Here is an 18,468-nt window from a genome sequence, read left to right on the forward strand (position 1 = left end):
ATATTTTTTCAGGAATGTTTAAGTTTACTGTTATCGTTTTATGGACCTTATTATGCCTCTTTTGATTTCTTTGCAGGAATGACTTTGTTTTCTCCGTCCGTCTTCCCCTTAAGATTAATTAGATTGAAAAGATAAAATTTCTATCTAGTATTCTATAATTTTAAATATTATAGTTGATGGCTAATCTTAAATGGAATATAATGGCGTAATATCTATTTTTTGAAAGTTGGGAATCCTATGAAACAAGATGAAGCCAATCATAAAATCTCCGGGAGTTTAAAAAAAGATGTACGAGTCAAAGCTGTTTATCTAAAAGGTTCGGTGGGGAGAGGGGAGTATGATGAATTCTCGGATTTGGATTTATACTGCTTGGTGGACGAAAGTGATGAAGCTGCGTTCCATGCCCAAAGATTAATGCATTTGGAAGCATATCGGAAAGTGATATTTTTTGAAGAGGTTTATATTATTGCTCCTCAAATCATAGCTGTGTTTGATAACCTTCTTCATGTTGATTTGTTCACCGTTACTGAAACCAACTTTAAAGAGAAGGATTATTTCAAGGTGTTATTTGATCCAGAGGAAAGGTTAACTCAATTTCTACCCACTCAAAACTTACAACTAACGGATGAGCAGTTCGAGCAGTGCTCATATAATGTTGCCTGGTACTTATTTCAATACAATAAAGCCAGATTAAGAAAAAATGACCTCTGGGCAGTTGATATGCTGCAACAGGTATTGACTAACCTATCAAAAGTATTGCTGCACAGATATTACCCTGCTCGTGCGGAATTAGGTTTAAAAGCACTAACTAAACTGCTCCCGAAGAACAAAAGTAACCACATGGAAACGATCTATAATCACGTGACGCCGGACTCCCACAAGAAGGCTGCTGACTATATTAATAACCTTTTAACTCAAGAACTCGATTGGATAGATTCCACCTTAAAGGAAAATGATCAGTCAACTGGTTTTCTCAAGATGATGATACAACTATTAAATAAACCGGAAAAAGAAGTAAGAAATTTCAACATAAGTGGAGGTAATATCTATGATTTTCTATCCAGAACCCCTTAAAAAGGGAGACAGCATCGGGGTAATGGCACCATCATCCGGTGTAACCGGTATTTTTGAAAAGAAGTTGAATCATGCAATTATGCAGATTGAACAATTAGGCTATAAATGTATTGAAAGTCCATCAGTGCGCCTGAATAAGAAACTGGTCAGTACAAACGCTTCACAAAGAGCAAAGGAGTTTATGGATTTATATAACAATGAACAGGTTAAAGCTATCATTCCTCCGTGGGGTGGTCAATTTTCTATTGATATTTTACCCTTTATTCCATTTGAAGAACTAAAGAAACCAAAGTGGATTCTAGGTTTTTCCGATATAAGCACATTGTTATTTTCATTAACGTTAAAGAAATTCTTTGCAACTGCACATGGTCCAAATTTGTTAGACTTCGGAAACCAGCCGATCGATCCCACGGTATTAAGTGCTTTGCATTTTCTCAGCAAACAACCGGGTGATGAAATCACTCAAAAAAATATGGAAATGTACCAAAGTGAGTGGCTGGATATGCGGAATGATTTTTTCCCTCCATACAACTTAACGGAAAAGGTGATATGGAAATCGATTCTCCCCCTCAAAAGTATGGAATTTAGCGGAAGAATTATCGGAGGATGTTTGGATACAATCAGCAAGCTGATAGGGACTCCTTATGCCCCTGCAAATGAATTCTGTGAAAAATTCAGGTCTGAAGGGGTAATTTGGTATTTTGAGAGTTGTGATATGAATTCTTCAGAAATTTATAGAACACTTTATCAAATGAAATTAGCAGGCTGGTTTGAGCACTGCAACGGAATCCTTTATGGCAGACCGGAAGGATATAAAGATGTTGGAGATTTCACGTTAGAGGATGCCTTCAATAAATTAAATGAAGAATTAAACAAACCAATCATTTATGATTTGGATATAGGTCATACACCTCCTCAAATGACTTTAATAAATGGTGCATTTGCAGAAGTTTTATTTACCGGGGGATCGGGAGAGATTAAATTGTCATTTCGGTAAGTGTGTCATTTATAATTCGCATTACAACAACGTCTATTGACCACAAGAGGACAGCCATTCTGCAATGATATGGCTGTTTTTTATTTCTGTTGTGAAATAGCAGAAAAAAAGACTCCTTTAAGAAGTCTTTTCCAAAGTCTATTCCCTCCAGCAAAAAACCATCCGGTCCTTGCCATTAATATCAAACACCACTTCAGCTTCGGCGTCATGAAACGCACTGCGAAGCATGTCCCGGACAGTCTCACCCTGGCCGGCGCCGACTTCGAACCCGATCAGGAACGTGTCATTCATCACCAAAGGCAGCTCTTCCATAAACCTCCTGTACAGATCATAGCCGTCTTCCCCGCCAAACAAAGCGAGCTGCGGTTCATGGTCGACGACCACTTCGGACATCGTTTCACGGTCACCCAATGGGATGTACGGCGGGTTCGATAGCATGATATCAATCTTCACGCCCTTATCCACCAAAGGCTGCAGAAGATCCCCCTGGTAAAAATCAATCTCGGCCCCCAACCGGCGGCTGTTATCCTGCGCGACAGCCAGTGCTTCCTCCGAAATATCCACAGCCATCACTTCAAGTTCCTGATCCGTACATTCAAGCTTCAGCGTCACCGCAATCGCACCGCTCCCGGTCCCGATATCCGCAGCACGAAGCGACCCGCCTCGTGGAAACAGCCGCTTCATCCGCTCGAGGCCGTAATAAATCAACTCTTCTGTCTCCGGCCTCGGAATCAGCACATGCTCATTCACCTTGAACTCGCGGCCGTAAAACTCCTCAATCCCGATGATATGCTGAATCGGCACACCGGATGCATGCTGCCGGATACCTTCCTGGAACTCTTCCCATGTACCTTGAGGAACCGTCATCCGCTGTTCGGCAAACAATTGCGAACGCGATACGCCCAGCAGATGCCTCAAATAGATTTCACCCGCGTTTTCGTCCCGTTTACGTTCTATTAAAAAAGAAGAAGCCCACTTCAGGGCTTCAAATACAGTCACGTTCATTTTATACTTCTTCCATTCTTTCAAGGAGCTTGGACTGGTCTTCGATGATCAGTGCATCGATGACTTCATCCATTTTTCCTTCAAGGATCTGGTCAAGCTTCTGGATCGTCAGGCCGATACGGTGGTCGGTCACGCGGTTTTGCGGGAAGTTGTACGTACGGATACGCTCGGAACGGTCACCCGTCCCTACGGCAGATTTACGATTTGCATCGTATTCAGCCTGAACTTCACGTTGGAATTTATCATATACGCGGGCACGCAAAACTTTCATCGCTTTCTCTTTGTTCTTTATCTGGGATTTTTCATCCTGACAGGAAACCACAACGCCGGTCGGCATGTGAGTCAGACGTACAGCGGACATCGTCGTATTAACCGACTGTCCTCCTGGTCCGCTTGACGCAAACGTATCGACACGGATATCTTTTTCGTGGATATCGACTTCCACTTCTTCCGCTTCCGGAAGACATGCAACCGTTGCCGTTGACGTATGGATACGACCGCCCGACTCTGTTTCAGGAACACGCTGCACGCGGTGTGCGCCGTTCTCGTATTTCATTTTTGAATAGGCGCCGTTACCTGTGATCATGAAGATGATCTCTTTATAACCGCCTACACCCGTTGATGTCGCTTCCATCACTTCGATCTTCCAGCCTTGGGATTCGGCATAGCGGCTGTACATGCGATACAGATCGCCCGCAAATAGTGCTGCTTCGTCTCCACCGGCTGCACCGCGGACCTCCATGATCACGTTCTTGTCGTCATTAGGGTCTTTCGGAATCAATAATATTTTCAAACGCTCTTCCAGTGCATGAATCTGCTCTTCAAGCTCGGATACTTCTTCTTTAACCATTTCACGCATGTCAGCATCCATCTTTTCATCCAGCATCGCTTTTGCGTCTTTGAACTGCTGGCTGATGTCTTTATATTCGCGGTATGCTTCCACCGTCGCCTGGATATCTGACTGCTCTTTTGAATATTCTCTTAGCTTCTTTGGGTCATTCACAATTTCAGGATCACTTAGTAGTTCATTTAACTTATCATAGCGATCTTCCACTGCTTGTAAACGATCGTACACAGCTATTCACCTCAATTTTAATCCATAACAGTCTAATTATATTATATGGGGTGGGTAAAAACAAGAAGGTTCGGCGGCAGCTGATGTTTGCTTTATGTAAAATCATTTCCCGGAAATGAAGGAGGAACATTTTATACCGCAGTTGATTTCCGTGGAAGACTTCGCTTTCCGCGGGTAGCCCGTGAGCCTCCTCGGTCGTACCTCCCTGCGGGGTCTCACATTAGCTACTCTTCCCGCAGGAGTCTTCGTCTTCCACTACAATCAACTGCTGGAATCAACTAATAATTGAGCAAGCATTTTTTAAGATAAAAATTTGAATGTGAATTTACCCTCCAACAACTGCTGGATTAGCACATATAACTAATATAGGTGAACTGAATTATTTTCATTCTCTAGCTGATCTTCTCATACAATCATCAGTTGAGTTCCACTGCTCTTTTAACCACAAAAAGGCAAGCAGAATCCATCTTCCACTCGCCTTGATATGATTGTTTATCTTTCGGTAATTTTGACATTTACGTCGTACCGGGGAATTGCTTTTTGAAGTTTTTTCTTTAGTTTTGCTTCTTCCTGCGCCGTTTGCTCGGAGCTCATGTCTTTTTTTGTATGGGCGGTGACCCACATTTGTTCGCCGTTGATCCAGACTTCATCAGGCTTGAAAGATGAGTATTCCCTTACGACTTCCCTTGCTTTATCTTCATATAGGCCCATTGTCGTCGATGTATTCTTCGGATTATTCGTCAGGTTCGGCAGGTTTGGGTTTTGATTCATCCTCTCACCTTTGTCCACGTTTTGCGGATTGTCCTGATTGTCCATTTTAGGCTTGCGGTTGTCGATGAATTTCGCACCGCCGTTATCGTTGTGAGCACCATACTCGGACTCCTGATTCACGCCGCAAGCAGTGGCGATGATAAAGATCACCGTGAACAGCAGGGCAAGCATCATTCTTTTCATCATGCAAAAACACCTCCTGTAGTTACTTTTTCCTTCAGGAAGGTGCTTATACAAGGTGAAATTTGGCTGATGCACACCCATACCAACGCCCGTCCCTCACCACTGCAACGCATTAATCAACAGCGGGACGGGCCTTTCTCAGGTCCTTAAATATGAAAAACCGCCATCCAAAAAGGATAGCGGGTTCATTAAAATCAAATACTATATTATAATTCCTTCACCATATCAGGTGTTACGCTGAGGCCCTTTGGGACCTCATGATGATGGCGGCATCTTGGTTCGTAGGCTTCGGATGCGCCGACAAGGATGATTGGATCGTCGTAGCCTGCCGGTTCGCCGTTGATCAGGCGCTGGGTCCTGCTCGCCGGAGAGCCGCAGACGGCACAGACGGCCTGGAGCTTGGTCACTTGTTCCGCAATGGACATGAGCGCCGGCATCGGGCCGAATGGCTCGCCGCGGAAATCCTGATCGAGTCCCGCAATGATCACACGGTATCCGCTGTTCGCAAGCTTTTGTACGACGTCGACTATGCCCTCGTCAAAAAATTGGACTTCGTCTATCGCGATGACGTCCACCTTCGGATTCAGATCCTCAAGGATGACTGCCGATCCCTCGACTGCCTTTGCAATGACCGAGGTACCATTGTGGGATACGACCGATTCATCGCTGTAGCGATTATCTAATTTTGGCTTATACACAGCAATTTCCTGCTTTGCAAATTGAGTGCGTCTTACTCGGCGGATCAGTTCTTCTGACTTGCCAGAGAACATGCTGCCGCAGATGACTTCCACCCAACCGGTTTGCTTCATGACATACACGAAAGCGCCTCTCCTTTCTAACCCCTCATTTTAAAAATCCTGCTAAAACCGCTACTGATTTCCGTGCAAGACTTCGCTTTCCGCGGGTAGCTCGTGAGCCTCCCGGCAAGCCTGCGGGGTCTCACATAAGCTACTCTTCCCGCAGGAGTCTTCGTCTTGCACTCCAATCAACCGCTGGATCCAAATCATATAGATCGGCAAGTTTAGGCAGTAGTATCTTATTTAAAAAGCGGTCCCTCAGCCGCCCTTTTCGCAATTTTCAGTAAACACAATCCCTGACTGAATTCTGACAAAAAAGGACATCTGCCGCTGATTGTCTATTAGTATAAAGCATTCCTTTATGTACGGAAAAAATGCTCTTTGAATGTGAATTTGACAGAAAAAAAGAGGCTCAGCTCTTATAAAAAAACCGCCTCGATTGTGTCTTTACGTAATAAAAAACAGGCAAGCAGAATTTCCTTGCCTGTTTTTATGCAGTGAAGAGAAGACTGCGGGAGCCTTTCCCACCTATATGCTGGGCATATAAACGGAATTGGCGTCCCTCATCTTCTGGTTCTTCATTATTGTTGTTTTTGTTTAAGACCGTATTTTTTGTTGAAACGGTCAACACGTCCACCAGCGTCAGCGAATTTCTGACGGCCTGTGTAGAATGGATGGCATTCAGAACATACCTCAACGCGCATTTCTTCTGCTACAGAACCAGTTTCAAATTCGTTACCGCATGCACAACTAACTTTGATTGTGTTGTACTTAGGATGAATTCCTGATTTCATTACTTTCATCTCCTTCCGCCCTGAATCATCTGAAACAGAGTAATTTATTACGAAGATATATGCGATATGAGCATAAGCATGGTAGTAATAGCCAGCCCCTTACCGCATCCATTTTTAAAAACACATTGATTATATTATAACAAGGACATGCCGTTTTTGCAACCTAATAAATTGGAAAACGCCAGGCTTTAAAATCGTCCCGAACAATAGATTAACGCTTCTTGGCTTCTTCTGTCAACACTTCGAAAAACTCGTGATTCGTCTTCGACTGCTTCAGCTTGCGCATAAGCTTTTCTGCGAAATCAGGCTGATCGGACATCGCCTTTCTGATCGCCCACAGTTTGTCCAAGTGCTCCTGCGGGATAAGAAGCTCTTCTTTACGCGTACCGGAGCGGCGGATGTCGATCGCAGGGAAGATACGGCGTTCGGCAAGTGAACGGTCAAGGTGAAGTTCCATGTTACCCGTCCCCTTGAATTCTTCATAAATGACGTCATCCATACGTGAACCGGTGTCAACCAGTGCCGTAGCAAGTACCGTCAAGCTTCCGCCTTCTTCGATATTACGAGCCGCACCGAAGAATCGCTTCGGACGGTGGAATGCAGCCGGGTCGATACCCCCGGACAATGTACGTCCGCTTGGCGGGATGACAAGATTGTATGCACGCGCCAGACGGGTGATGCTGTCCATCAGGATGACGACGTCACGCTTGTGCTCCACAAGACGCATCGCACGTTCAAGGACGAGCTCGGCCACTTTGATGTGGTTTTCAGGAACTTCGTCAAATGTAGAAGAAACGACTTCCGCATCCACTGAACGTTCGATGTCGGTCACTTCTTCAGGACGTTCATCAATCAGGAGGATGATCAATTCCGCTTCAGGATTATTCGTCGTGATCGAATTCGCAATCTCTTTTAAAAGCATCGTCTTACCGGCTTTAGGCGGTGCCACGATCAGACCGCGCTGGCCGAAACCGACGGGTGCCATGAGATCCATGATCCGTGTTGAAATCCTGTTCGGTGTTGTTTCCAATGTGATTTGACGGTCAGGATATAAAGGCGTCAGGGCAGGGAAGTGAACGCGTTCCTTCGCTGCTTCAGGCTCTTCGCCGTTGACCATTTCCACATGCAGAAGTCCGAAGTAACGTTCGTTTTCTTTCGGAGGGCGTACCTTACCGGATACTTTGTCCCCGTTACGAAGGTCGAAGCGGCGGATCTGCGACGCAGAGATATAGATATCCTCAGAGCTTGGGGAATAATTGATTGGGCGCAGGAATCCGAATCCTTCAGATTGGATGATTTCAAGGACACCTTCCATGAAGAAGAAGCCTTCCTGCTCCGCCCTTACTTTCAGGATCGCGAAGATTAATTCTTTTTTTGTTAATTTACTATAATAAGAAACTTTGTATCGTTTAGCCAGCTCATAAAGCTCTTTCAGCTTCATGTTCTCTAAGCTGGAGATTGTTAACTCTTCCATTATGACACCACGCTTTATTAGTTTGATTGCTGCTTTGATTAAGTGAATTGAGTTTAGGGGATTTGCATGTTGCTTTGTTTACCCTTCGTGAGGACAAAACAATCTATGTAAAATGACCCTGTAAATAAAATGAAGAAATATAGTTGAAGCATTTAAAAGAGAATGCTGAAGAAAAAACCTTATCTATTTTAACCATACTTACTGAAAAAGCGCAAGGTACCCTTTTCATCTGTTGATAACTGTTCATGACTTTTTGCTTTTTCGGTGAATTGTTTTGTGTTTGAGAAAATAGGAAGGCAGCGTCACCTTTGAAGGGTAGGTGTGGGTGATAAGATGGTGAGGAGGAAGGCTGAACCTTCCCCTCTATCTTTTTGAAGATTTCTCTTTTATTTTTGTATGGTGCTGTAATGCCGCTAATGATTTCCGTGGAAGACTTCGCTTTCCGCGGGTAGCCCGTGAGCCTCCTCGGCTTCGCCTGCGGGGTCTCACATTAGCTACTATTCCCGCAGGAGTCTGCGTCTTCCACTCCAATCAACCGCTGGAAAGTATCATTCAAAGTTACGCTCAGAATGCAGCACTTCCCCACCAAAACTTACTACTTTATCTAATAACCAAGTTCGGCTTTTTCTGAAGGCTGTGGCGGCCGTCGATGAAGCGGACGGTTCCGGATTTGGCACGCATGACGATGGAGTGGGTGAGTCCGTGTGTGCCTTTCAGCTGGACGCCTCTCAGGAGTTCGCCGTCGGTTACGCCGGTTGCGGCGAAGATGGCATCGTCTCCGCAGACGAGGTCTTCCATGCGCAGTACTTTGTCTACATCAAGCCCCATGCTGATGCAGCGCTGAAGCTCGGCATCGTTCTGAGGGAGAAGCTTCCCTTGGATCTCTCCGCCAAGGCACTTAAGGGCCACTGCGGCAAGGACACCTTCAGGGGCACCGCCGGATCCGAATAAGATATCGACTCCCGTGTGGTCAAATGCTGTGTTCATCGCACCGGCAACATCTCCGTCATTGATCAGCTTGATGCGGGCACCCGCTTCTCGGAGCTGCTGGATGATGTGCTCGTGGCGCTCACGGTTCAGCACCGTAGCCACGACGTCTTCAATATCCTTGTTCTTCGCCTTGGCCACTGCTTTCAGGTTATCGATGACGGAAGCATTGATGTCGATTTTGCCGACAGCTTCCGGTCCAACCGCAATTTTATCCATATACATATCCGGTGCGTTCAACAGGTTCCCGTGATCGGCAACCGCAAGGACCGCAAGCGCGTTCCAGCCGCCGGATGCCACGATGTTCGTCCCTTCAAGGGGATCCACCGCCACGTCGACGCGGGGGCCGTAGCCCGTTCCTAGCTTTTCGCCGATGTAAAGCATCGGTGCCTCGTCCATTTCCCCTTCACCGATCACGACAGTTCCTTTCATCGGTACAGTATCGAAAACGTCTCTCATGGCAGAAGTAGCGGCATCATCCGCTTCATCCTTCTTGCCGCGGCCCATCCATCTCGCTGATGCAAGCGCCGCTCCTTCCGTTACACGAACCAGTTCCATTGATAAACTTCTTTCCATGTATACAGCCTCCCGAATTCCCTTTAGTGTGAGTCCCTTCCACTGCCGGTCTCATGCGCGCCCGCAGCGTATGGAAAGGAACATTATCTACAATAAATTTAAATTGTATAACATATTAACAGATTTATTGTAACACATTAATCGGTTCAGAGAGACATTTTTTCAAAAAAAGCGGGTCCAATCCTTCTCAATGCTGAGAATTATTTCAAATCATGATTATGATTTTAATTGTTCCAGTTCTTCCGCCGTCATTTTTTCGCGCCAGATTGTCGCACCGAGTCCTTCAAGCTTCTCGACCAAATCGCTGTATCCGCGGTCGATGTGCTCAAGGCCGGTGACTTCGGTGACTCCCTCTGCCATCAGGCCGGCGATCACAAGGGCCGCTCCTGCACGGAGGTCGCTTGCTTTTACTTTCGCTCCCTGAAGCTGGACAGGCCCGTTGATGATGGCTGAACGCCCTTCCACTTTAATCGTGGCATTCATGCGTCTCAGTTCATCGATATGCTTGAAACGCGCGGAATAAATCGTATCGGTCACGACAGCAGAGCCTTCCGCTCGATTCAATAGCGCCGTGAACGGCTGCTGAAGATCGGTCGGGAAGCCTGGATAAACCAGTGTTTTGATATCGACGGATTTTAGCTTGTCCGCTTTTCCGATAAAGATCTGGTCATCATTCGCTTCCACCGGGACGCCCATTTCGCGTAGCTTCGCAATAACTGATTCCATATGTAACGGAATGACATTGTCGATCAGGACGCCTTTACCTGCAGCCGCCGCAAGGATCATAAACGTACCCGCTTCGATTCGGTCGGGGATGATCGTGTGCCTGCAGCCGTGAAGCTCGTCGACTCCATCGATGCGGATCACGTCCGTTCCGGCTCCTTTGATCTTTGCTCCCATATTGCTGAGAAGTGTCGCAACATCAATGATTTCAGGCTCTTTCGCCGCATTCTCGATGATCGTACGTCCTTTGGCACGGACGGCGGCAAGCATGATGTTGATGGTAGCGCCTACACTGACGACATCAAGATAAATACGCGCGCCCTTCAGTTCATCGGCACGAAGATAGATCGCACCCTGTTCATTCGTCACTTCGGCACCAAGTGCTTCGAATCCCTTGATATGCTGATCAATCGGACGAGGGCCGAGATGACAACCGCCAGGAAGGCCGATGACGGCTTTCTTGAAGCGGCCGAGCATCGCACCCATCAGATAGTAGGATGCGCGGAGCTTTTTCACTTTTCCGCTGGGAAGCGGCATGGATACCATCGTGCTTGGGTCCACACTCATTTCTCCATCTTCGAAACTGACCGTTCCGCCGATTTCTTCAAGCAAATCCTGCAGTGTACGGACGTCTGATATATCAGGCAGTCCTTCGATCGTTACCGGCGAGTCGGCAAGGATCGTTGCCGGGATCAATGCGACTGCGCTATTTTTTGCACCACTGACTTTAATGGTACCTTCAAGTGGATATCCACCTGCAATCTTAAGCTTTTCCATTTTTATCTCCCTTCCACTGTCCCGGTGGCTGCTTCAACCCAGCAACCGGACAAAAAGGATTATTTTTCCATATGAAGACGATCTAAGAAGTGTTATTGTCTACTAGTTTATACATATTTCGTCAAAACATGTATAGGATTTTCGGTTTTATTCTCACTGGTCCATTTGACCTGTGTTTATCGGTTATTCCAGTCATTTAGGAATGCTTCGATCCCTTTATCCGTAAGAGGGTGGTTGAATAACTGCTTCAAAACCTTAAGAGGGACGGTCGCAATATGCGCGCCTCTCAGTGCAGCTTCGGTGATATGCTGCGGGTGGCGTGTCGATGCGGCGATGATTTCCGTTTCAAGACCGTGGATCGCGAAGATTTCAGCGATCTTTGAAACGAGCTCAAGACCGTCATGTCCGATGTCATCCAGTCTTCCAAGGAAAGGTGACACATAAGTCGCACCGGCACGTGCTGCAAGCAGCGCCTGATTCGCACTGAAGATCAGCGTGACATTGGTTTTGATCCCTTCTTTTGAAAAAGTGGATGCAGCAGTCAAGCCGTCCGGAGTCATCGGAAGCTTGATCGTGATGTTCGGAGCGATTTTAGCAAGCTCTCGCCCTTCTTTGATCATGCTTTCCGCGTCTGTCGCAATGACTTCTGCACTGACCGAACCCGGTACGAGCTCAGTTATTTCCTTCAGGCGGTCTTCGAATGTGACGCCTTTTTCTTTTGCCACAAGTGAAGGATTTGTCGTCACTCCTGACACGATTCCCCATTCATAGGCTTCTCTGATTTCGTCCATGTTTGCTGTATCGATGAAAAATTTCAAGTCTCCTACCCCTTTTCGACAAAATTTTCAATCTTTTTATAATGAACGGAGAGGACTGACCCAAAAAGGCAATACCTTCCCTGGTGCCAGTCCTCTCCAACTGCTTCATTCTTTTTCTACCACGCCTGAAAAGATCTAATCTGTTTCCAGTCACTTTCCAGACATTACCTCTATCCGCTTACGCTTGGTTAGAAGAACCGAATTCACGCATTTTACCGATAACAGTCGCTTTGATTGCTTCACGTGCAGGACCCATGTATTTACGTGGATCGTACACTTCAGAATCTGCAGCAAGTACTTCGCGTACTTTTTTAGCAGAAGCGATTTGGTTTTCAGTATTTACGTTGATTTTAGCTGTTCCGTAAGAAATCGCTTTTTGGATATCTTTTGTCGGGATACCAGTACCGCCGTGAAGTACTAGTGGTACTCCTGTAGCAGCTCCGATTTCTTCCATTTCTTTGAATCCAAGGTTTGGTTCGCCTTTGTAAGGACCGTGTACTGAACCAAGTGCAGGAGCAAGTGTGTCGATTCCAGTGCGTTCAACCATTTCCTGGCACTCTTTAGGGTCAGCATAGATTACGCCGTCAGCAACAACGTCATCTTCCTGTCCGCCGACAGTACCAAGCTCGGCTTCAACAGAAACACCTTTAGAGTGAGCATATTCAACCACTTTTGAAGTGGTTTCGATGTTCTCTTCGAAAGGACCGTGAGAAGCGTCGATCATGACTGATGTGAAACCAGCATCGATTGCTTCTTTACATTTATCATAGCTTGAACCGTGGTCAAGGTGGATCGCAACAGGTACTGTGATGTTCAAGTCTTCCATAAGACCTTCCACCATTTTTACAACTGTTTTGAAACCGCTCATGTAACGGGCTGCACCTTCAGAGACACCAAGGATGACAGGTGATTTCTCTTCTTCAGCAGCTTGAAGGATCGCTTGAGTGAACTCAAGGTTGTTCAAGTTGAATTGACCAACAGCATAGCTGTTTTCTTTTGCTTGGATAAGCATGTCTTTCATTGAAACTAAAGGCATTGTTTTTCCTCCTTTTATTCAGTCAGTGCGCCATTTTTGGTAACGATAATGGAAGTGTGTTCACACTGATTAACATTGTTAACAATTTCACTTGTATCATACCAAAACATAAATGATTTTACCAACTGATGAGGCCATTTGTAAAAAATACTACTATTTTCACTATTCTAAATTCTGGGTCAAACCGGAATGTACTGCCTTACTGCCTGTCTGATGTCATCGATATCGAACGGCTTCGCGAAATGCGTCAATGCACCCAGATCCTTCGCTTCCTGGATCATATCCAGTTCCCCGTAGGCGGTCATGATGATGACGCGGATATCCTGATTCTTCTTCTTCATTCTCTTCAGGATTTCGATTCCGTCCATGCCGGGAATCTTCATATCCAGAAGGACAAGATCAGGGGAATGCTTATCAGCGATTTCAAGTGCCTGAACGCCATTCGCCGCCTGGAAGGTTTGATAGCCTTCCTTTTGCAGGACTTCATTTAATAGAATTCGAATACCGAACTGATCATCTACAATTAGAATCTTTTCATTCATACGGCTTATCCCCTTTTTAAATAGAATCCGATTTTTGCTTAAGAACATTAAAACCAACCGACTTTGACGGTCTGTTGTCTCGTTTCCCTGTCATACTCCTCTTTGATTTCCGTGCAAGCCTCCGCTTTACGCAGGGCGCTTGCACGGAAATCAACCGCTTCAGCACTTCAAATCAGGTTTACATTTACTTTAACGTATCTACTCATTTCCCACTTCTAGTACTTCTCTTTTTCCGGTGAAAATTCCTGCTTATACTCCATTATTTTACTTGCGTACATTTTCCTTTATAATAAGCGATACAGCAAAGATTGTCGAAGGCTAATGTTCGACAAATGGAGGAGTGGAAAGATGATCAAAATGTTCACGACCCAGTTATCGGGTCTGTTTAAACGTATATCTGAAAAGCAGGAGTTTGAAATCGAGGATGCGGCGAGGCTTTTAGCTCAGGCGGCTGTAGGAGAAGGCTCGATTTATATCAAGGCATTCGGTGAGATGGAAGCGGTGACGGCAGAAGCACTCTATGGTGCTGAACGCCTCCCTTCTGTTAAAAAATATGAGGAGTCGACCATGCTGACGGATGCGGACCGTGTCCTTGTAGTGACCCGTTTGTCATCGGATGAGGAAGCGGTCCGATTTGCGCGCGGTCTGGCGGATGAAGGAGTGCCGTTCGTGGGAATATCCGGTCTTGTCGCAGAGGATGAAAGACTTGCAGGACTTGCCGACCTTCACCTCGATACCAAAGTGATTAAAGGGATGCTTCCAGGCGAGGAAATCGGCGAGCGGGTGTGCATGCCGACAAGCATGGCCGCGCTCTACATTTATTTTGCGCTCGGGTTTGTGATCCGGGAGATGCTTGAGGAATATGAATAATAGTTGAAAGCCCGTCCCGCGATGCTTTAACGCATCGAAGGGCGGGCTTCTTTTAGTTCGAGATTTCAGTTTTAGCTCGAAATCCGGTTATTTGTGCTCGAACACAGCCCCTTTGTGCTCGGAATTCGGTTATTTGCGCTCGAAAACTCCCTCGTTATGCTCGAACTGTCGAATTTCCAACACGGTGATAGGAGGAATACCGGCAGTCCTATAGCCTATAAAAGGGTATCATATTTTTCATGGGCGAATTAAACATCTTTATGGGCGATAATATCATTTTAAGGGCGCAATCTCGATTTTATGGGCGAAATATCAAATATAAGGGCGAACTACTGATTTAACGACAATATTCGACACACCCTCCTCAACAAACCTTTACACTCATGTATAGCTCCCCTCGCCGTATTCACCAACACACAAAAAAACCGCCCCCCAAACCAGGAGAGCGGCCCTAAACCTAAATATTACTTCTCACCAAACGCAAGACTTGCTTCAACAAAGTCGCGGAACAGCGGCTGCGGACGTGTCGGGCGTGATGTGAATTCCGGGTGGAATTGGGATGCCACAAACCATGGGTGATCTTCGAGTTCGATGATCTCCACAAGGCGTCCGTCAGGGCTTGTACCGGAGAAGATGAAGCCTGCGTCTTCCATTTGCTCACGGTAGTGATTGTTGAATTCGAAGCGGTGGCGGTGACGTTCGTATACCACTTCGCCGTCGTATGCTGCGTATGCTTTTGAACCTTTCGTCAGTTTACATGGATATAAACCGAGGCGAAGGGTTCCGCCAAGATCTTCGATGTCCTTTTGTTCAGGAAGAAGATCGATGACCGGGTACGGCGTGTCAGGGTTCAATTCAGCAGAGTGAGCGCCATCAAGACCAAGCACGTTGCGTGCATATTCAACGGATGCTAGCTGCATGCCGAGGCAGATTCCAAGGAAAGGCACTTTGTTTTCACGCGCATATTGAGTCGCAGCGATCTTACCTTCGACTCCGCGGTCACCGAAGCCGCCAGGCACAAGGATCCCGTCGACGTCGCCAAGTTTCTCGGCAACATTTTCTGCATCCACAAGTTCTGAGTTCAGCCACTTCACTTCGATGTCGCTGTCGAATTGATAGCCGGCATGACGAAGGGCTTCCACCACTGAGATGTAAGCATCCTGAAGCTCGACATATTTTCCGACGAGGGCGATCTTCGTTTTGCGGGACAGATTCGTCACGCGGGAAACGAGTTCGTTCCACTCGGTCATATCGGCTTCACGGCAGTTCAATTTCAGGTGCTGGCAAGTGATCTCATCCAGCTTCTGATCCTGAAGGGACAGCGGAATCGAGTAAAGAGTGTCTGCATCCATTGCTTCGATGACGGCATTTTTATCGATATCGCAGAACAGCGCAATTTTATCTTTCATATCCTGTGTCATCGGCATTTCTGTACGTACGACGATGACATTCGGCTGAATCCCGAGGCTGCGAAGCTCTTTGACACTGTGCTGGGTCGGCTTTGTTTTCATTTCGCCGGCAGCTTTGATGTAAGGCACCAATGTACAGTGGATGTACATCACATTGTCGCGGCCTACATCACTTTTGATCTGACGGATCGCTTCAAGGAATGGAAGAGATTCGATGTCCCCTACCGTTCCGCCGATTTCTGTGATGACAACATCCGAATTGGTTTCGCGGCCTGCGCGGTAGACGCGTTCCTTGATTTCATTTGTGATATGCGGGATGACCTGGACCGTTCCGCCAAGATAGTCGCCGCGACGCTCTTTTTTCAGAACGGTGGAATAGATTTTCCCAGTCGTCACGGAGCTGTATTTTGTCAGGTTGATGTCGACGAAACGCTCATAGTGACCTAAGTCAAGATCCGTTTCCGCACCGTCATCCGTCACGAATACTTCACCGTGCTGATACGGGCTCATCGTTCCCGGGTCCACGTTGATGTATGGATCGAATTTCTGGATTGTCACCGAAACCCCGCGGTTTTTTAATAGTCTTCCAAGGGACGCTGCTGTGATCCCTTTTCCAAGTGACGACACAACGCCGCCTGTTACGAATATATACTTAGTCATGTATATGTCCCCCTTTTAATATGATTTGGTTCAAAAAAAGTAGAGGGTGTCTCCTATGTATCCTTGTCATGAAGTTATCTTGTTCAAAGAAGGAGAAGTCCATTCCTTCTAAAAAACTTCATGGTCAAAAATCTGCTAAAAGACAGCCTCTTATTTCTAAATGAATGTGAGTTGTAGGGGGAAGAGAAGTCCCGGCCGGACTGCATCCCGTGCAGGTTCCGGCCCGTAAAAAATAAAAAACGCCCCACTCGCCGAATGGCAAGGGGAGCGTTTGAATACTCTATCCGTCCTTTTTTAAGGAGCCCAAATAAAATACTACATTCCTCAAAGAAAGAAGTCAAGCATAGAATAGGGTGGGTTAAATCTTCCTAATTCACTGAAAAATTAAAGATTTTCGTCCTCTTCTTCATCATCCGTTTCTTCTTCTTCGTCGTCTTCATCATCTAGTTCGTCGAACTCATCGATTTCCAACTCTTCTTCATCGTCATCGACATCCAGATCTTCATCGATGTCCTCATCATCGTCATCATCCGTCAGATCTTCATCATCTTCCGTGTCATCAAGATCGTCATAATCCAGATCTTCATCGAGATCCTCATCATCAAGATCATCGAACTCGTCAAGATCAAGGTCTTCTTCGACTTTCTTCTTCGCCTTTTTCTTTTTGGTAGATTTCATCGTAGGGACGGTTTCCTCTTCAATTTGATCTACCGGATACCATTCGCGAAGCCCCCAGCGGTTTTCGCCGAGCGCAATGAAACGGCCGTCGATGTTAAGGTCAGTATAAAATTGAACCATGCGGCTTTTAACCTCTGATTCAGAGATTTCAAGTAAACTCTTAATTTCGTTCAGCACTTCCTGGAACGTCACAGCCTGCTTCTTGTCTGTCATGATTTCGTGTGCCAATTCAATAAAAGATGTTTGGCGCAATTCTTCCTTCGATAACTGTTTTAGACTCACGTTACGCACTTCCTTTCTCTATTTCACACTCTGCTTGGAGAGCCGTTAAAGCATTCGATAAAAAATGGCACAATCCTGCCATTATCATTTTAAGCATATTACCCATTATAAACAATTGAAGAGACTTTATGCTATCTTTATCTGGCATTTCTATCAATTTTTTATTTTTGTGAATTCAGAAGGCTGCTTTCCTCTTCCCTTTCCCGCTTCACATCATATCTGATCACCTTGTACGCTTCATAGAAAAAGTAGAAGGAGAGCAGAAGGAACGGGATGGCCCCAAGCCGAAAGTGGTAAAGAAGGGCAGCAGCGTAGATACCGGCCGCAATGAGCATATAGCGTATAAATGTCCTCACAATTTCACATCCAGTATAAGTCGTCTAAAAGTCTAATTATCCAATACCCATTATATAGCAAAACGATGCGTTCTACTATTACGATACGGTAAAGAATTGTCACTTTTCTGTATATTCAGTGTGGACAGTTTTATTGGATTTTAAACCACGCAGTTGGTTTCCGTGGAAGACTTCGCTTTCCGCCGGTGACCCGTCAGGTAATCTTAAAAATCAAGAAGCTCCTTCTAGCCTTCTTAACTCAGTTTGATTCCATGCATCACGCTAATGATTTCCGTGCAAAACTTCGCTTTCCGCGGGCGGTTGGTGAGCCTCCTCGGCTTCGCCTGCGGGGTCTCACCTAACACGCTTTTCCCGCAGGAGTCTACGTTTTGCACTACAATCAACCGCTGTAACCGGTTTTGAATATGAATAAGTTTACACAACTTAAGCCTAAATAAATGGACTGTAATTTATTCTAGTTTGTCTTGATCCTTCTTTTCTTGATGGAACAGAGGGTAAGAACACGGTACGAAGATAAAATCTATACTTTGGTTAGTATCCGTTTCACGTATTACCTTCCCGTCCTAGACATCGATATGTAAAAA

17 protein-coding genes are annotated in these 18,468 nt (G+C 45.9%); 3 read left to right on the forward strand and 14 right to left on the reverse strand.

Features of this window, described 5'->3' with window-relative positions; all coding sequences use genetic code 11:
* Positions 1 to 237 precede the first annotated feature (237 nt).
* Both AS034_RS16875 and AS034_RS16880 read left to right on the forward strand, forming a co-directional pair.
* Positions 238 to 1,074 (forward strand): nucleotidyltransferase domain-containing protein, encoded by an 837-nt coding sequence (locus AS034_RS16875; RefSeq protein ID WP_058299445.1) that lies wholly within the window; start codon positions 238 to 240, stop codon positions 1,072 to 1,074.
* Positions 1,049 to 2,071 (forward strand): S66 family peptidase, encoded by a 1,023-nt coding sequence (locus tag AS034_RS16880; RefSeq protein ID WP_058299446.1) that lies wholly within the window; start codon positions 1,049 to 1,051, stop codon positions 2,069 to 2,071. The genes AS034_RS16875 and AS034_RS16880 overlap by 26 nt, the downstream gene beginning before the upstream one ends.
* A 138-nt stretch (positions 2,072 to 2,209) precedes the next feature.
* Here AS034_RS16880 and prmC read toward each other — a convergent pair whose 3' ends face one another.
* The 11 genes from prmC to AS034_RS16935 form a co-directional block, all read right to left on the reverse strand.
* On the reverse strand, positions 2,210 to 3,076 hold the full coding sequence (prmC, locus tag AS034_RS16885) for a peptide chain release factor N(5)-glutamine methyltransferase (RefSeq protein WP_272867410.1): 867 nt from the start codon (positions 3,074 to 3,076) through the stop codon (positions 2,210 to 2,212).
* 1 nt (position 3,077) lies between these two features.
* Positions 3,078 to 4,151 carry a peptide chain release factor 1 gene (prfA, locus tag AS034_RS16890; RefSeq protein WP_032086939.1) on the reverse strand — a complete coding sequence of 358 codons (1,074 nt, stop codon included), beginning with the start codon at positions 4,149 to 4,151 and terminating at the stop codon, positions 3,078 to 3,080.
* Positions 4,152 to 4,643: 492 nt separating this feature from the next.
* Entirely contained in the window at positions 4,644 to 5,108 is a 465-nt protein-coding gene (locus AS034_RS16895) for a hypothetical protein (protein ID WP_052011459.1), read from the reverse strand.
* Between the two features lie 203 nt (positions 5,109 to 5,311).
* On the reverse strand, positions 5,312 to 5,923 hold the full coding sequence (locus tag AS034_RS16900) for a thymidine kinase (protein ID WP_058299447.1): 612 nt from the start codon (positions 5,921 to 5,923) through the stop codon (positions 5,312 to 5,314).
* A 560-nt stretch (positions 5,924 to 6,483) separates the two neighbouring features.
* Positions 6,484 to 6,696, reverse strand: coding sequence for a 50S ribosomal protein L31 (gene rpmE / locus AS034_RS22455; protein WP_071620406.1), 213 nt, complete (start codon positions 6,694 to 6,696; stop codon positions 6,484 to 6,486).
* Between the two features lie 211 nt (positions 6,697 to 6,907).
* On the reverse strand, positions 6,908 to 8,170 hold the full coding sequence (gene rho / locus AS034_RS16910) for a transcription termination factor Rho (protein WP_058299449.1): 1,263 nt from the start codon (positions 8,168 to 8,170) through the stop codon (positions 6,908 to 6,910).
* Between the two features lie 600 nt (positions 8,171 to 8,770).
* On the reverse strand, positions 8,771 to 9,733 hold the full coding sequence (gene glpX / locus AS034_RS16915) for a class II fructose-bisphosphatase (RefSeq protein ID WP_032086943.1): 963 nt from the start codon (positions 9,731 to 9,733) through the stop codon (positions 8,771 to 8,773).
* Between the two features lie 216 nt (positions 9,734 to 9,949).
* Positions 9,950 to 11,233 (reverse strand): UDP-N-acetylglucosamine 1-carboxyvinyltransferase, encoded by a 1,284-nt coding sequence (locus tag AS034_RS16920; RefSeq protein WP_032086944.1) that lies wholly within the window; start codon positions 11,231 to 11,233, stop codon positions 9,950 to 9,952.
* 176 nt (positions 11,234 to 11,409) lie between these two features.
* On the reverse strand, positions 11,410 to 12,051 hold the full coding sequence (fsa, locus tag AS034_RS16925) for a fructose-6-phosphate aldolase (RefSeq protein WP_058299450.1): 642 nt from the start codon (positions 12,049 to 12,051) through the stop codon (positions 11,410 to 11,412).
* Positions 12,052 to 12,229: 178 nt separating this feature from the next.
* Complete coding sequence (gene fdaB, locus AS034_RS16930) at positions 12,230 to 13,087, reverse strand: class IIb fructose-bisphosphate aldolase FdaB (RefSeq protein ID WP_058299451.1); 858 nt, start codon at positions 13,085 to 13,087, stop codon at positions 12,230 to 12,232.
* A gap of 179 nt (positions 13,088 to 13,266) precedes the next feature.
* Positions 13,267 to 13,629 carry a response regulator gene (locus AS034_RS16935; RefSeq protein WP_032086947.1) on the reverse strand — a complete coding sequence of 121 codons (363 nt, stop codon included), beginning with the start codon at positions 13,627 to 13,629 and terminating at the stop codon, positions 13,267 to 13,269.
* A 348-nt stretch (positions 13,630 to 13,977) separates the two neighbouring features.
* On the opposite strand from AS034_RS16935, the gene AS034_RS16940 reads away from it, so the two are divergent.
* Positions 13,978 to 14,499 (forward strand): DUF2529 domain-containing protein, encoded by a 522-nt coding sequence (locus AS034_RS16940; RefSeq protein WP_058299452.1) that lies wholly within the window; start codon positions 13,978 to 13,980, stop codon positions 14,497 to 14,499.
* Positions 14,500 to 14,963: 464 nt separating this feature from the next.
* Here the strand turns inward: AS034_RS16940 and AS034_RS16945 are convergent, their stop codons facing one another.
* The 3 genes from AS034_RS16945 to AS034_RS16955 form a co-directional block, all read right to left on the reverse strand.
* Complete coding sequence (locus tag AS034_RS16945; RefSeq protein WP_058299453.1) at positions 14,964 to 16,568, reverse strand: CTP synthase; 1,605 nt, start codon at positions 16,566 to 16,568, stop codon at positions 14,964 to 14,966.
* Between the two features lie 384 nt (positions 16,569 to 16,952).
* On the reverse strand, positions 16,953 to 17,528 hold the full coding sequence (gene rpoE, locus AS034_RS16950) for a DNA-directed RNA polymerase subunit delta (RefSeq protein ID WP_058299454.1): 576 nt from the start codon (positions 17,526 to 17,528) through the stop codon (positions 16,953 to 16,955).
* A 161-nt stretch (positions 17,529 to 17,689) separates the two neighbouring features.
* A complete protein-coding gene (locus tag AS034_RS16955; protein ID WP_032086951.1) occupies positions 17,690 to 17,884 on the reverse strand; it encodes a hypothetical protein in 195 nt (64 codons plus the stop codon).
* Positions 17,885 to 18,468: the final 584 nt, after the last annotated feature.

Origin of the sequence: [Bacillus] enclensis (genome assembly GCF_001456935.1) — a bacterium.
Classification (GTDB): domain Bacteria; phylum Bacillota; class Bacilli; order Bacillales; family Bacillaceae_B; genus Rossellomorea; species Rossellomorea enclensis.